The following is a 14,654-nucleotide window of genomic DNA, read 5'->3' as shown; positions in this document are numbered from 1 at the left end:
TTTACTAGAGGGGTATCTCAGCGCGGGAGTGCGATTTATGCAAAAGGGTACCTCTATCGACCTGAATGCCATCGAGTTGTTCTATCGAATAGCCAACTCCGGCAGTCTTGCGGAGGCTAGTCGACGACTTCGTTTGCCGAAATCAACGTTAAGCCGGCAGCTAGCAGCATTGGAGCTTTCGCTCAACTCGACGTTGTTTTCTCGTAAAGGACGCCACCTCGCCCTTACAGAGACCGGACGTTTGCTTTACAATCATTGCGAGCGCATCCTGGGAGATGTCGATGCCGCCGTCGTACAGTTGTCCGAACACCACGCGAATATCCGAAGCAGATTGCATTTGAGTTTGCCTCCGGATATCGGAGTCAATTGGCTGGCATCGAGCATCATCGCCTACATGGTCGACAATCCAGGAGTCGACGTCTACGCAGACGTGACCAATCGGTGGATCGATTTATTGGAGGAGCCCTATGATCTATCTATCCATATCGGCGGCAGCACGGGTGGTGACGTTCGGCCCGCCCAGCTGATCGCACAGCTGAAGCGAGGCTATTTTGTCTCCAAGAACTATAGCAAGAGAAACGGAATCCCGAAACACATATCCGACCTCCATCGACATGACTGCATTGTGCACGAAGCCCAACGCCGGGAGGGATTATGGTCCATTATATTGTCGCCTGACAGCGCGGAGACCAAAGATGTTAAAGCACGAGTGACTGTGAACAATACTTCGACTGTGCGAGAGCTGGCACTGTCCGGCGGCGGTGTGGTAATTTTGACTGAAGCAAGCGCGCAAAGCAATCGCGGCGCCCTCGTCCAAATCCTTCATGACTGGCCGATTGAGCCTCTATCCATTTATGCCACGTATCGTTGGAAACAGCACCTTCCCCAGAAGATTAAGAGTTTTCTTGATATCTTGCGGAAGCAATTGAAAACGTATCCAGTGGGCGGAGGTTGACCTTAGGTGGTCTTATTCCAGAAAGCTGGAGCGCGCCGGTTGAAAGCAAGTTGAACCGCCCCGGTTTCACCGGAGGCCGTTTTGTTTGAGTCACACTGCCATGACCGGCTCTTGCAGCATAGCGTAATAGCCTGCCTCGGCTTCCGCTGGCGGGATGTTGCCGATGGGCTCCAGCAGCCGGCGATTGTTGAACCAGTCGACCCATTCGAGCGGGGCGAATTCGACCGCCTCGAACGAGCGCCACGGACCGCGTCGATGGATGACCTCGGCCTTGTGGAGGCCGTTGATCGTTTCGGCGAGCGCATTGTCGTATGAATCGCCGACGCTGCCGACGGAAGGCTCGATGCCCGCTTCGGCCAGGCGCTCGGTGTATCGAATGCTGACGTATTGGGCGGATTCAACCGACCGTCGCAACACCCGGATTGTACTGACCGATCGCGCGTGTTGTGCCATTTCCGCCCCTTGGTCCCATGTCAGCGATCTACGCAACCGCCCGGGAAGTTCGCCCATTGATTGGACAATAGCCTCACGGACCGCTTGGGCGCCGTGGCCTGCGAGTGGCGGACCGTTTCGGACACGTTGACCGCCTTGGTAGCCTTCCATCCGCGGCAAATGCAGTAGCACGGTGAACCGCGAGCTTCGCTCCACAAGCGTGCCGATCGCCGAGCTCTCAAGACCAAGGATTAAGTCACCTTCCCAGTGACCCGGGACGGCCCTGTCAGCTATCTCCGGCGGTCGCTCGCTGATCATGACGGCGTCCCCGATAAAGGATTTGTTTCGATTTCTGGTGCGTTCGCGCAGCACGCGAAGCGCGGCCCGATCGTAAGCAAGCAGTCAGTTCACGGCGCAATGCTCCGCGGCCCTGAATATACAAAGACCGATAAATCGCCTCATGGCTGATCCGCATGGTCGGATCCTCTGGATAGTCAATCCGGAGTCGATGCGCGATCTGCTCAGGACTCCAGGCCTTTGACCGAGCTATGCAGGATTCTGGGTGACGCGGCCGATTAGGCGGCGTGGCTTTCGGTCGGTGTGATGACCTCGATGCCGTCGGAGAACCTGACACCGGCGATCACCTTCGGCAAGTGATTTGTGCCCTTCAGTCGGCGCCAGGTCTTTGATGCGGCGTCGACCAGCTTGAAGACCATCAGTTTTGCGGTTTTCGGCGAAAGCGATCCTTTCGTCCGCACCGTCCGGTGCCGCACCGTGGCGAACACGCTCTCGATCGGATTCGAGGTGCGCAGATGAGCCCAATGCTCGGCAGGGAAGTCGAAGAAGGCGAGCAGCGCCTCACGATCCTTGATCAAGCACTCGACCGCAGGCCCGTATTTGGCATGGTATTTCTCGACGAAGGCGTCGATCGCTGTTTCGGCTTTCGCCCGGCTCGGCGCCAGATAGACGTTCCGCAGGTCGTTCTTCATGGCGCCCTGCACGGATTTAGCGACCTTGTCGAGCACATTGCTGACTTTGTGGCACCAGCACCGCTGGTGTCGCGTGCCGGGGAAGACCTCGTCGAGGGCCTTCCAGAACCCCAGAGCGCCGTCACCGACCGCCAGTTCAGGAGCGATCCGCAAGCCGCGCTGCTTCACATCGATTAAGAGCTCACGCCAGCTCTGGGTGCTCTCGCGGGCGCCCACCTGGAAGCCGACCAGTTCCTTCTTGCCCTCCGGCGTCGCGCCGACCAGCACCAGGATACATTCGCTGTGATCCTCCATCCGGGCCTGCAAATAAACGCCATCGGCCCAGACATAGACGTGGCGCCGCGCCGACAGGTCACGTCGCTGCCAACGCTCGTACTCGGCCTGCCATTCGGCCGTCAGGCGTGCAATCACCGACGGCGACAGGTTCGGCGCATCCTTGCCGAGCAGCGCCGACAGCGCGTCCTGAAAGTCGCCGGTCGAGATGCCGCGCAGGTAGAGCACCGGCAGCAGGGCATCCAGGCTCTTGGTGCGCCGCGCCCACAGCGGCAGGATCGCCGAGCTGAAGCGGATCCGATCGACCCCGGGGGCGCCGCGGTCCCGAACCTTCGGCCGGGCGACCTCCACGGGGCCGATGCCGGTCTGAATTTGCCGCGCCGGTCCATAGCCGTGCCGGACCAGCCGGGCTCGGCCGTCGGGCAGTGTCAGGTCAGACGTGCTGGCCAGAAACGTGTCGACCTCGATCTCGATCGCCCTGGCAAGCAGGTCGCGCGCCCCAGCGCGGAGGATATCGGTCAGTGGATCGTCAACCGTGGATGGCTGACGGAAAGCAAGCAAGTTGGTAGTCTCGGTCATGGCGTATCGCTCTCCTTGAGAGGTTCTGGCAGGCTGGATACCCGCCTCGATACGCCGCCTCTCTCAACCCGTCATCACCCAGTTTCGGCCATAGCTCCCGGACCGTACCCGCAGGATCGTCGAGGTCCATCAACCGCCGGATTCGATCCGCATTCTTGATCAGGGTCGGTTGGTCGCTGTCCATCCGGTGCTCGAGGGCCGCCGCAGGACCCGCGTCGTACCGGAACACAGGCAGGGCGTCGCGCGCGCAAGGACAATGTCCGCCTTCAGCCGCGCAACGGATCATGGCGCTGTCTTGGGGCGACCCGGCGAGCATGTGTCGCGCCGCTCTCTCGAAGTCTACCGGTCCATCGCCGCCCACCTCGCAACGAGGGACAACCGTCAGCTAGGGAAAATTGGAAGCCCAGATTCACGGAAAGTTCGCAGCCCGTTGACAGCACTCGACGATCGGAGATCTGAGCCCTATGGAGTTCGAACGGAAGGCTGGATAAGTGCGTGTCAGCGGAACCGGGTGCAGGCCATGGCTTGCAGGCGTCTTGACGTGCACCGCTTTTGAAGATGCCTCTCTGCGATACAGGCCGCCCGCGCCAGAGGTCTTCGTGCCGGGGTTTGCAGCGTGGCCGGCTTCGCTCCGTGGGGCGTCTCCGCCTGCAACGCTGGCAAGCCGCCATCGCTAAACTAACATCCGAGACGGACCACTCAATGAAGGCAGGTCACTGCAACAAAGCCGCTTAAATCCGAAACCAGATGGGCCAGAACCTGCCCTGAAGCAGGCCGCAACCTGTCTCAAATCACCTGACGACGGGACAAGCGTGGGCTCCGAGATGCTGTGCTTGCGAGCCAGATCGGCGGTCTTCGAGCCAGCCTCATGCTCTCATAGAGCAGCGATGATTTGCTCCTCGGTGAACCTCTTGCGCTTCATGCTCGGTCCCTTTGTCAGGAAGACTGCAGGAAATACTTAGGCAGCCCAAGTTCGCTGCCCTACCCCTACTGCGAAGAGGCTAACCCTGCCAAATTGATGGTCTTTTCCCAGCGGGCGATTTCTGCCTTCACGAACTCCTGCAGATCTGGCAAGGGGGCCGAGGTTCCGGGTATCATGAGTTTTTCTATCCGTCGTCTAGACTCCGGAGTGGCAAGTGCCTTGTTCGTAGCGCTATATAGCGCTTCTATGACAGATCGCGGTGTTTTTGCTGGGACTAGTAGCAGCAGCCACGCAGCAGCTTCATAGCCGGGCACACCTGCTTCATCCAACGTAGGCACGTTCGGTAAGTTGGGCACTCTTCGTTTTGTGGTGACTGCAAGCGCACGCAGCTTGCCAGATTCGATCAACGATTGCGCGACCGGCAAATCTGCAATCATCATGTCGACATGCCCTGCCACCACGTCGTTAACGGCAATCTGGCTACCCCGGTATGGCACATGTGTCACCGCGAAGCCGGCCACGCTTGCGAGCAACTCGCCAAAAAGATGATGCGGCGAACCAGATCCCGCGGATGCCATATTCAGCTTTCTGGGGTTGGCTTTGGCGTAAGCAATCAATTCGGAAGCGGACTTGGCTTCAAGTGCCGGATTAACAACAAGAACAAAGGGTACCTCGCCTACATTTGCTAAAGGAACGAAGTCAGTTCTTGGGTCGTACGGTAGCGCCTTATAAACGGTCGGATTGAGCGCGATGGCGGAGAGACCACCCAATAGCAATGTGTAACCGTCGGGCTTTGCACGTGCGACAAACTCAGTGCCGAGTACCGAACCAGCGCCCGGGCGATTCTCAATTACAATCGGGGCTTTCAGTTCGTGGGACAGGGCTTCGCCCACGAGACGCGCGGTTATGTCGTTCGCACCCCCGGCCGCGAATGGTACGACGATCGAAATCTTCTGCTTCGGAAAATCTGTTGCATTTGCACTCACCAACCAAAGGAATGGCGTTAAAAACATCGAAAGAATCAATAGCGATTTCTTCATCTTTTTCCCTCCTGGAAGATTGGCTGATGAATGCTGCTTCATCATTGGGAGCCTGCCAAGCCGACTTTGTGTACGATCCTGGACCATCGTTCGATCTCGCTGGTCACAAACGTTTCAAGTTCCGTCAGCGACAAGGGATCCATCGCTACCAGACTCATGTCGTTTATGCGGCGTCGGGTCTCAGGATCGGAAACAATAGCCTGCAACTCAACATGCAGTCGTTCGACCACCGCCCGAGGTGTTTTTGCAGGAGCCAAGATCAAGAACCAGGGGGCGGCGTCATAGCCTGGTACACCGCTCTCGTTCAAAGTAGGAACATGCGGAAGTTCAGGAATACGTGTAGCGGTGCTAACCGCAAGCGGGCGAAGCTTTCCACCCTCAATCATCCCTTTGGCCGGAGGAAGATCTGTGAAAGTCACGTCAATACTCTTCGTGAGTAGACCGTTCAGCGCGGGTAGGCTCCCGCGATAAGGAACATGAGCGAACTTGATGTCAGCCATGCTGGCGAATAGCTCAGCAAACAGATGGTGCGCCGATCCGGGGCCAGCAGAACCCATATTTATTTTGTTTTCATTCACTTTAGCGAACGCTATCAGCTCAGAAATGTTTTTAACCGGTAAATTGTCGTTCGCCACGAGCACGAACGGAATTTTAGCGATTGCGATTATCGGAACAAAATCATTTTTGGGATTGTACGACAACTTCTTGAATACGGATGGATTTGTGGCCACGGATGAAAGGGTCGCCATCAGTAAGGTGTGTCCGTCTGGCTGCGAACGGGCTACAAAATCCGTTCCAATCACCGAACCGGCACCCGGCTTGTTCTCCACAATAACAGATTGACCAAGCTTTGATGAAAGACCTTGCGCGACAAAGCGGGCAACGATGTCGGTGGACGCTCCACTTGCGAACGGAACCACGATCGTTACAACCCGCTCCGGAAATTCTTTCCCAAAACCTGATTGTATCAACCCGATAAGCACGGCGGCTACCAAAGCTATTCGCATCAGAATCTCCATTTTGCAAACCTGAGGCAACGATTTTCCCGCGAATTCCAGACTCTCATTATGAAACAGAGATATCAGCTTCCTGCATTAAAGGGAGATGCTCCTCATGAGATGGCACTGTAATCACAACGCTGCCGTCGATCACCCGAACCTGAATCTTCCGAAGTCGCGCCTTGGGATTGCCGGGATGAACGCCGGTTCGGATGTCGAACTCGAAACCGTGCCACGGGCAAACGACGTGCAACTTAGTCTTGGAAAACGTCATACCCCGACTTGTGCAATCTTCGGCAAGGTCCTCCTCGACCTTCGCAATTATCTTACCCTGACATGCGGGTCCGCCCATGTGCGGACAGTGGTTTAGGTAAGCGAAAAACTCGTCACTCAGTTTGAAGACGGCCACCTCAAATCGGTCAAATCCAATAAGCTTTCGGTCTGGATCACCGAAATCGGAGGCAGCCCCTATGTCTACATCGCGCATTTTTTCACCTGCTGTATTTTACTCTGCTGTGCCACATGGACACATCCCACAGATTAAGTCCGACAGCCTCGATTAGAGCGCTGACCATCACGACAATGTCCGTTGGAGTAACTTCGGAAACGACCACCGGTTCGCCGGCTGCGCCGCCGAATTCGATTTTGGCGGAATACAGCCGGATTGCTGCAGTCAGCACGCGCCTTAGGTCCTCATCATCCACTTTTGCAAGATGTCCGGATAAGAGCGCCCGATTGGCCTCCGTTATAAAGCGGCCCCCGAGACGAGGCTCTTTCTCACTTGCAGTCATGACACGGCCGGGCGCGACGCAAGGACATCGCGCGGTTTTGGCCTCCGCCGCCCCACCTCAAGATTGAAGAGACGCGCGGCATTCAGGCCAAGAATATTGCGTTTTGCTTGCTCTGAAAGAAATGGCAGCGTGGTGATGGATCCCGGAGTGTCGAAATCCCAGTGAGGCCAGTCGGAAGCGTAGAGTAGCTGCGTCTCCGCATTAAACGAGTCTAGGGTTGCTTCGAGCAGCTTTAGATTGGTTCTCTCAAGTGGCTGCGTCGTGTAGTACATTTCCCGCATATACTCGCTCGGTAAACGCTTCAGCATCGGAGCTTCGCAGCTTCGCATCTGATATTCATGATCGAGCCGCTGCATGAGGAACGGAATCCAGGCAAGTCCGCTTTCGATCCACATGAGTTTTAATTTCGGAAAGCGTTCGGGCAATCCATTGATGATCCAATTCGTCATGTGAATTAGACTGTAATGTACGAACGAAAGTGCATGCATAGAGATGAACCGGTTTAGCTGTTGAAAAGACGGGTCGTTCCAATTGAAACCCGAATGAAATGTCAGCGGCTTACCCACCTCCTCGATCAGAGAATACAGCCGCATATAGCTGTTATGATGAACCGGCTTGTTACGAGTCGAGCATATAGTAAAGCCTATAATGCTACTCAACTGCGCATATCTTTGGACCTGCTCGACGCACGCTTCCGGCGTATTAAACGGAAGATAAACAAGCCCCTTCAAGCGATCATCTTGCGGAAGAATGCGTTCGATAAGCCATTTGTTGTAAGCCCCAGCCAATGCCACCTCGACATCATCTTGCGGGTGCATGCCGAGCAGCAGCATCGGCGTTGGAAACACAATCTGGTAATCTAGGCCGAGCGCATCCATCGCTCTTCGAGCCAACTGGGTGAACGGATGATCACCACTGCTTTCTACCCTTTCAAGTAAACCTTGCTGATGGGGAATGCGCCCATAGACATTCTGATAGTTGATGCCAGGAGACATGTTTAGAAGAGCCGTGCCGCTGCCACCAGGTCGAGCTAGTGCCGACTCTCCCATCTGACGGATAACATCATTATCGATCGTGGAAATGATCTCAGGCCAAAAAGAGGTTTCGGTAACATGCGCGTCGACATCTACAAGAAAATAATCATCGTAGCTCTCTGCCTGACGCGTGGCATGGGCTAGGCAATCGCGCGTATCCGTATGCATTGTTATTTCTTGCAATTCCCGAAAGTGGCTTTTCGCGCGGTCCAACATCACAGTCTCCTTTAAGGTTGCCGCACCTTAGCTGAGTTCGTAGCAGAATTTAAGATTTCAAATTCGGAACACTGCGTTCCATATCGACCTTTGGCTTTGACCTGACGGATGGACAGCCGCCTCCCCGCGGGTGGCATGCTTTAATGGCTGTCTGCAGCTAGAAGGAGGGTGGTTAGAGAAGGGCTCCCGCACCGCTCGGCATGTATTTCGGCAAAGTGTGTTCCAGGTCGTCGGCGGCTCGGGCGCAGCGAGGCTATGATCTTCCTTAGCTTTTATCCTTCAACGATTGTGGCGATGGAGGCTGCGCTGCCGCGCATTTTTGGCGCGCGAGATCGGTTGCCGCCTGATCGCTCCGCACTATGATCGTGCTTACGTCAAAGCCGATAAGGGCGACGCCGCAGACGCGGAGGCGATCGATAGCTGGATCAATGATCCTGTGCGGGAGCAGAGGCCTAGCAGTCTGCTGAAGAGCTGACTCGACGGCGGTTTCTGATGGTGATTCTTTGGGCTTTGGAGCCAAGGGGGGTGAATTGGGATGCGCGGGCGGGACGATCGGTCTGAGGGCTTGGTCTCATATGTGCGGCTCGAGCAGCGGGGTCCGGCGCATCATCCCTTACGGGCGATCCGTAAGCTGGTGGACGAGGCGCTGAGCGTTCTGAGCAAGCGGTTTGAGGCGCTCTATTCGCCCACGGGGCGCCCTTCGATCCCGCCGGAGATGTTGCTGCGGGCGCCGCTGCTGCAGGCCCTTTTCTTGGTGCGCTCCGAACGGATGCTGATGGAGCAGATCGACTACAATCTTTTGTTCCGGTGGTTCGTCGGCCTGCCGATAGATGCAGATCTGGCACCCGCCGGTGTTCACGCATAGCCGCGACCGGCTGCTGGAGGCGGAGGTGGCGCACGAGTTTCTGGCGGCACTGCTGGCACCGCGGGTCAGGAGGCTGCTATCGAGCGAGCACTTCTCGGTCGACGGCACGCTGATCGATGCCTGGGCGTCGATGTCCGAAGGACGGCTCAGGCAAGCCACCCGGACCGGGCCGCAACGGCGAGCGCAACTTCCACAACGAGAAGCGCTCCAACGAGACGCATGCCTCGACCACCCATCCGACGCCCGACTCTATCGCAGGGCGTACGGCCGCGAGAGCCGGCTGTCCTTCATGGGGCATGTGCTGATGGAGAACCGCAACGGTCTCGCGGTCAATGCGGCGCTGACCCGTGCCACGGGCCTTGCGGAGAGGGAAGCGGCACTTGCCATGCTCGACCGGCGCAACCGGCGTGGTCGCATCTCGCTCGCTGCCGACAAGGCTTACGACGTGACTGCCTTCGTTGGCGACCTGCGCAGGCGGCGTGTGACGCCGCAGCCATAACCCTCAAGCCGGCCGCGCTTTCGGAGCGCGCCCTGCCCACGCTCAGAACCTCGTAACAGCCGAAACGGCGCACACTTTTCAGCAGCCTGCTAGAACTCGTTGAGCTCTAAGGCCCTTAATCTGCGGGACCCATCGGAGCCTGCGGTATGTATCGACCGCGACGCAAGGCTGGATACATTCCCGCAAATCGGTCAGTTCAGAACTCGAGGTTTCGAAACCCTTGGTACAACGGCGGTCGTTCGCTTTGGCGCAAAAAGGGCTTTCGCGTCGCGGTCGGTGCGTTCACGGTTGCGTCCATGCTTTGTAGCCTTGCAGCATCACGCGAGCAGACGGTTGTATTCCGGCCGCTGCAAGGCATATTTGCAGCCCCTCTCGCGCCGATGTCGCAGTCAGTCCTGTCCGATAGCTATCCGAAGGAGCCGCATGGATGTTCATGAACCGCAACGAAGAAATTTCAATGCATTCTCTAGCGGTCTATCGTCAGCCCATTCTACAATGCTGAAGTTCTCACGTATGAAGCCGTGCTCTAAAAGGAATTGCTTGCGCATCTCTAAGGCTTGCAACAGGTCCTTATCGAAAGAGAATTGCAATCGGCTATGACAATCGGCGCCGCAACCCTGATCAAGCCAGTATTCGGCGCTACCAGTTTCAATAGCGATTGCGCGGCGGGCAGCGTCTTTGTTGGTTTTCGCCCAATCCGCCGCCATGAGCAGTTTCGCGAGATACCGTTCCACCAGGTCGGGGTGTTCGCGCAACAGTCCGCCGCTGACTGTTAATGTTTCAGGCGCACCGTTATTGACCTGCATGTCAATCGACGGCAGGGTCGCAAGGTTTACGATTTCTGTTGCGCTGAGTTGGCTCCGCACGGCGGCGCCCCACACGCTATATCCGAACATCGCATCGACCTCGCGTCGGAGCAGCGCGACCATCTCTCGCGTCTGAAACTTGATTGAGCGGGGCGCCGGCGTTAACGCGTCAGTGATGGCAACGTCTTCGTCAACATAGCTTCGTTCAATCGGAAGATCGACCAGCTCGACGTCGTCGAGGCTCAGCCCCTCGAGCCGCAGCGCATTCTCATAGCCCTGCAAAGCTGTAGCTCGCCAGAAGTCAATTGCATCATTGACGCGGCGCGGCAAAGCAAGCTTCCTTCCTCGCAGTTGCCTGATCGTGGTTATTCCTGATTCTGGCAGAGATAAAATTGCCTGATATTGCGGAATCCAGTGCAATCCCAGGAGGACGGTGTCCTTACCCTCGGAGCGCGCGTACAAAGCCGGCGCATTGCCGCCCTGACGGAACGAATCATCCAATGTGTGTGTATAATGGGCTTCGCGCGTTTTCGGGTCTTGGGAGTGCCGGATGGAACGAAAGTCGATGCCGTCGGCAGCAAACTCATCTTTAAGCCAGCCTTTCTGAATGGCAATCCCTGCCGCTGTTGGGACCGGGCAGCGCGTGTACCAGATCGCCTCCGGCCTGGCAGAAGCCTGACTGCTGTCAGAGGCTTTATTAGAAACGAGGTTCGTACTCACGATCTCTCCATGCATTGGATCTGCGTGATGGGACGTTTCAACGAAAGCGTGATTTCCGTTGCTGCTTAATCGACCTGAGGCACACCGGCTTTTTTGATAACATCAGCCCAAAAGCGGGTGCCGCTCGTAATCTGATCGGAAAGGGCACGCGGGCCCGGCGGCATCAACCCAAGGCCTAGCTTGTCGATGCGAGCTCTACCTTCTGACGACTGAACGAACCTTTCAATCTCGGCAGCCAATTTTTCGACAATGAACGGGGGAGTGCCGGATGGCGCGAGTACGCCAACCCATGAGGTCATCGTGACATCTTTATAGCCGAGTTCGGCAAAGGTCGGGACTTCAGGAAGCGCGCCGGCGCGCGTGTCACCAGTCACCGCCAGCGCTTTCACCTTGTTGCTGCGGATAAGTTGGAGCGATGCGGGGACAGAACCAAACATGAGTGGGATGTGACCCGCAATCACATCGGTCGCACCAGGTCCAAACCCTTTGTAGGGAACATGCGTGAGGCGTATGCCTGTGCTCTGCTGGAATAATTCACCCACGAGATGATGCTCGCTGCCGAAGCCAGAGGAGGCGATATTGATTTTTGCCGGTTCTACCCTCGCTAGATTTATCAGGTCAGGGACAGACGAAGCGGCAAAACTCGGGGAAGCCAACATCACAAAATCAAACGAGCCTATCAAGCTGATCGGGGTCAAGTCGGATACTTTGAACGGCAGCGTCCGATAAAGGTTTGGGCTTATGACCAAAGATGCTGATGCAGCCAACAACAGGGTATGCCCATCTGGCTCTGACTTGGCCACCAAATCAGTGGCGATATTTCCGCCAGCCCCGGGACGATTCTCTACGACGAATGGTTTGCCCAAAGTCTCGCCGAGTTTTTCCGCGATAAGCCTGGCACTCGCATCCGGAACGCCGCCGGGCGGAAACTGCACAACAATCTTGACCGGCCGTGTTGGATATTCCTGGGCAGAAACTGGCTGTATGAGCCCAAATATCAACGCAATCGCGACTAAAAGCTTCTGACCCATGACAATTCTCCGAATGTAGAGGAGCCGCATATATCTAAAAGGATTCCCTGCTGACGCGCAATGTCCACCTTAATCTATTTGAAGTCGTTCATGAATTGATGCGGCTCGCCTTTGCGATCGCCGCTGCTTTTTCTGCGCATCGTAATCCGGGAAAAATATCGATGCGATAGAATCCTGTCTGCATATATCGAGTGATTGGTCGTTAAAATCGGAAAGTTGACGTGGCATTTTAGCGATCCCGAACGTCCAGAACTTATCGTTCCATCACTTGCGATACCCGGCCTTGCGGCAGTTCGAAGCCCATTCCGCGCTCTTTAGCGTTCTTAAGTACTAGTCCGCCGACAGCAGCGAACTGGCTGCCGAGCCCGACATTGTTTTTGAAAAACGAGATAGATCGGCCGGACACGTCTGGCTTGCAATGGCCGCTCACGAGGTCGGGAAGGTCGACAACCCGATCCCAGTCGAACGCGCCAGATTCGACGCAATCACTGATTTCCTCCAGCCCGTATTTCACTTCAAGCGAATGGACTGCAACGGTGTCACATCGGGCGACGCCGACCGGATCGATCAAGCGCCGCTTGAAATGCTCATCGCCGGCACCGAGTGACATCACGTGCTGTCCTTCCTCGAGCAACCGACCGTCGAATACGGGCGTGCGAGAGCTTGACGCCTCATAGATGATGTCCATTCCGCGCGCGGCATCTTCCGGCGTGTCGACTGCTACGACATCAATGTGGAGTTCCTCACACATCCGCCTTGCGAAAGCTTCGCGCTTCGCTTGGTTCGGACTGAACACCTTCACCTGCTTGATGCCGGGCCGAATATGAAGCAGGGCGCGAAGATTTGCCGCCGCCTGCCATCCGGACCCGAACATGCCGGCGCGCAAAACCTCCGCGCGGCAGAGGTAGTCAGTGCCGAGGGCCGAGGTTGCGGCGACACGAATCCCTTGCAACACAGCAGCTTGGATGATGGCTTCGAACTGGGCGTTATGGATGTTATATAGGAAAATGAGGTCGCTATAGCCATGGCCGCCGGGAAGATCGCCGTAGCGCAGGTACGTATGCAGCTGCCCGTACGGGCCGGTGCTAAGTTTCACGAGGTCAGAGCTGCTGCGTAGCGCCCAAACGCCGAAGTGAAGGCTCCCGCCTTCCATCGACTTAAAATTGTAGAGGAGACGCGGGTCGTTACCGGCGCCGTTACGTAGGACGGCTTGCCCGTCCGGCGATGCGTCTGCGTCCCATGGGAGATAGTGATTGGTGCGCGCACGATTCAGCCGGTATTCACTGTCCCGCTTGAGCGCCGCGACTTCGCGGTTCGAGATGCGAAGCGCCTCAATCGCGTCGGGCATTGTGATCAGTCGACTCACGTCTTCGTTCGAAAGAATCAGCAACATGCACCTCGGATCGTTAACCTGCATGGATCGGAAGGGCGCGCGCTGTGCATGCGCGCGCGTTGGCTTCTTAGCTATTGCCCTAATCCTGTTTGGTCGATCAGGTCGCTCCACATCTTCTTGTCGAGGTCGAGCCGTTTCGCAAATTCGGTAGGACCCAGATTTACAAGGTCGACACCGAGCTTCTCCAGCTTCCCTTTAGCATCAGGTGTCTTCATGCCAATCGTGATGGCATCATTCAATTTGGCGATCACAGCTGGCGGAGTCCCAGCCGGCGCCATGATGCCGACCCAGAACACAACGCGATATCCATCGTAGCCCAATTCCTTAAATGTCGGAACGGCAGGGATCTTTTGATTTCGGACTTCGGACGTTACCGCAATAGGTCGAACATTGCCGCCGGTGATGTAGGGTGTCGAGGGTGGGATCCCACCGAATCCTAAATCCAAGCGTTGACCCATCAGATCGACCAGGACTTCGGCCGCACCCTTGTATGGAACATGAATCAAATCGATTCCGCCACGGGCTTTCAGCAACTCACCGGCAAGGTGGTGTTGGCTACCGACACCCGCCGAACCATAAGTGAGTTTTTTGATTTTCGCCAGATGCAGGAGAGACTTCAGGTCTACTGCTTCGAGATCGTTCCTTGCCATCAACACAAACGCACTCTCGGCGGTTAGGTTGACGGGTACAAGCCTCTTGAGCGGATCAGCGATGCCCTTTTTCAAAAGCGGCATGATCACTACAGGCCCATCAGACGCAAGCAGCAAAGAATAACCGTCCGCGGGCGAATTCGCGACGTTATCACTCGCGATTGCACCGTTTGCACCCGGGCGATTCTCGACAAAAACCGAATGTTTGAATTTTAGCGATAACTGCTCGGCAATAATTCGGGCAACGGAGTCGGGCGTCCCACCGGCCGCGTAGGACACAACGATGCGGATGGTCTTCGACGGAAAATTGTCGTCCGCGCGCGTCGATGCTGCCTGCATCGCCAGAACAAAACCAAAGCAAACGGCCGCCAGATATTTCATTATGTCCTCCCAATGTTTTGATCGACTTATGTTTGGTCGCTCAGGGCCGCGTACTGATATCAAGGAGTTCAGAACGTCAC

The 14,654-nt window shown here is 56.5% G+C and carries 11 protein-coding genes and 4 pseudogenes; 3 read left to right on the top strand and 12 right to left on the bottom strand.

Annotation, left to right across the window (positions count from 1 at the left end; translation table 11 throughout):
- The first annotated feature begins 37 nt into the window (after nucleotides 1-37).
- Nucleotides 38-955: a LysR family transcriptional regulator gene (locus AB7F49_RS11670; RefSeq protein ID WP_428522452.1), complete on the top strand. Its 918-nt coding sequence runs from the start codon at nucleotides 38-40 to the stop codon at nucleotides 953-955.
- A gap of 90 nt (nucleotides 956-1,045) precedes the next feature.
- On the opposite strand, the pseudogene AB7F49_RS11665 reads toward AB7F49_RS11670, so the two are convergent.
- The 3 genes and pseudogenes from AB7F49_RS11665 to AB7F49_RS11655 form a co-directional block, all read right to left on the bottom strand.
- Nucleotides 1,046-1,411 (bottom strand): annotated as a pseudogene (locus AB7F49_RS11665) (integrase core domain-containing protein); the annotation flags it as partial.
- A pseudogene (locus AB7F49_RS11660) lies at nucleotides 1,391-1,919 on the bottom strand (IS30 family transposase); the annotation flags it as partial. The pseudogenes AB7F49_RS11665 and AB7F49_RS11660, both read right to left, overlap by 21 nt.
- A 43-nt stretch (nucleotides 1,920-1,962) precedes the next feature.
- Nucleotides 1,963-3,228 carry an IS256 family transposase gene (locus AB7F49_RS11655; RefSeq protein WP_428522451.1) on the bottom strand — a complete coding sequence of 422 codons (1,266 nt, stop codon included), beginning with the start codon at nucleotides 3,226-3,228 and terminating at the stop codon, nucleotides 1,963-1,965.
- A 94-nt stretch (nucleotides 3,229-3,322) separates the two neighbouring features.
- Here AB7F49_RS11655 and AB7F49_RS11650 point away from each other — a divergent pair.
- Nucleotides 3,323-3,595 (top strand): annotated as a pseudogene (locus AB7F49_RS11650) (Mu transposase domain-containing protein); the annotation flags it as partial.
- 620 nt (nucleotides 3,596-4,215) lie between these two features.
- Here the strand turns inward: AB7F49_RS11650 and AB7F49_RS11645 are convergent.
- The 5 genes from AB7F49_RS11645 to AB7F49_RS11625 all read right to left on the bottom strand — a co-directional run bounded on the left by AB7F49_RS11645 (nucleotide 4,216) and on the right by AB7F49_RS11625 (nucleotide 8,229).
- Nucleotides 4,216-5,235, bottom strand: a complete 1,020-nt coding sequence (locus tag AB7F49_RS11645; RefSeq protein ID WP_428522449.1) for a Bug family tripartite tricarboxylate transporter substrate binding protein — start codon at nucleotides 5,233-5,235, stop codon at nucleotides 4,216-4,218.
- Nucleotides 5,232-6,197: a Bug family tripartite tricarboxylate transporter substrate binding protein gene (locus AB7F49_RS11640; RefSeq protein WP_428522447.1), complete on the bottom strand. Its 966-nt coding sequence runs from the start codon at nucleotides 6,195-6,197 to the stop codon at nucleotides 5,232-5,234. Before AB7F49_RS11640 ends, AB7F49_RS11645 begins: the two co-directional genes overlap by 4 nt.
- A 58-nt stretch (nucleotides 6,198-6,255) precedes the next feature.
- The gene (locus AB7F49_RS11635) at nucleotides 6,256-6,675 is read right to left on the bottom strand and encodes a Rieske (2Fe-2S) protein (RefSeq protein ID WP_428522446.1); all 420 of its coding nucleotides are present in this window, start codon (nucleotides 6,673-6,675) and stop codon (nucleotides 6,256-6,258) included.
- A gap of 4 nt (nucleotides 6,676-6,679) precedes the next feature.
- A complete protein-coding gene (locus tag AB7F49_RS11630; protein WP_428522444.1) occupies nucleotides 6,680-6,868 on the bottom strand; it encodes a hypothetical protein in 189 nt (62 codons plus the stop codon).
- Nucleotides 6,869-6,975: 107 nt separating this feature from the next.
- The gene (locus tag AB7F49_RS11625; protein ID WP_428522442.1) at nucleotides 6,976-8,229 is read right to left on the bottom strand and encodes an amidohydrolase family protein; all 1,254 of its coding nucleotides are present in this window, start codon (nucleotides 8,227-8,229) and stop codon (nucleotides 6,976-6,978) included.
- A 535-nt stretch (nucleotides 8,230-8,764) separates the two neighbouring features.
- Here AB7F49_RS11625 and AB7F49_RS11620 point away from each other — a divergent pair.
- Nucleotides 8,765-9,584, top strand: a pseudogene (locus tag AB7F49_RS11620) (IS5 family transposase); the annotation flags it as partial.
- Nucleotides 9,585-10,024: 440 nt separating this feature from the next.
- Here the strand turns inward: AB7F49_RS11620 and AB7F49_RS11615 are convergent.
- The 4 genes from AB7F49_RS11615 to AB7F49_RS11600 form a co-directional block, all read right to left on the bottom strand.
- Entirely contained in the window at nucleotides 10,025-11,119 is a 1,095-nt protein-coding gene (locus AB7F49_RS11615; RefSeq protein WP_428522440.1) for an ABC transporter substrate-binding protein, read from the bottom strand.
- 65 nt (nucleotides 11,120-11,184) lie between these two features.
- Entirely contained in the window at nucleotides 11,185-12,150 is a 966-nt protein-coding gene (locus AB7F49_RS11610; protein WP_428522438.1) for a Bug family tripartite tricarboxylate transporter substrate binding protein, read from the bottom strand.
- A 253-nt stretch (nucleotides 12,151-12,403) separates the two neighbouring features.
- The gene (locus AB7F49_RS11605) at nucleotides 12,404-13,543 is read right to left on the bottom strand and encodes an ornithine cyclodeaminase family protein (protein WP_428522436.1); all 1,140 of its coding nucleotides are present in this window, start codon (nucleotides 13,541-13,543) and stop codon (nucleotides 12,404-12,406) included.
- 71 nt (nucleotides 13,544-13,614) lie between these two features.
- Nucleotides 13,615-14,574 (bottom strand): Bug family tripartite tricarboxylate transporter substrate binding protein, encoded by a 960-nt coding sequence (locus AB7F49_RS11600; protein WP_428522434.1) that lies wholly within the window; start codon nucleotides 14,572-14,574, stop codon nucleotides 13,615-13,617.
- Nucleotides 14,575-14,654 lie beyond the last annotated feature (80 nt).

This window comes from Pseudorhodoplanes sp. (genome assembly GCF_050250235.1).
Taxonomy (GTDB): Bacteria; Pseudomonadota; Alphaproteobacteria; order Rhizobiales; family Xanthobacteraceae; genus Pseudorhodoplanes.
Note: the sequence above shows the minus strand (reverse complement) of the source record. Positions and strands in the feature narration are given on the sequence as shown.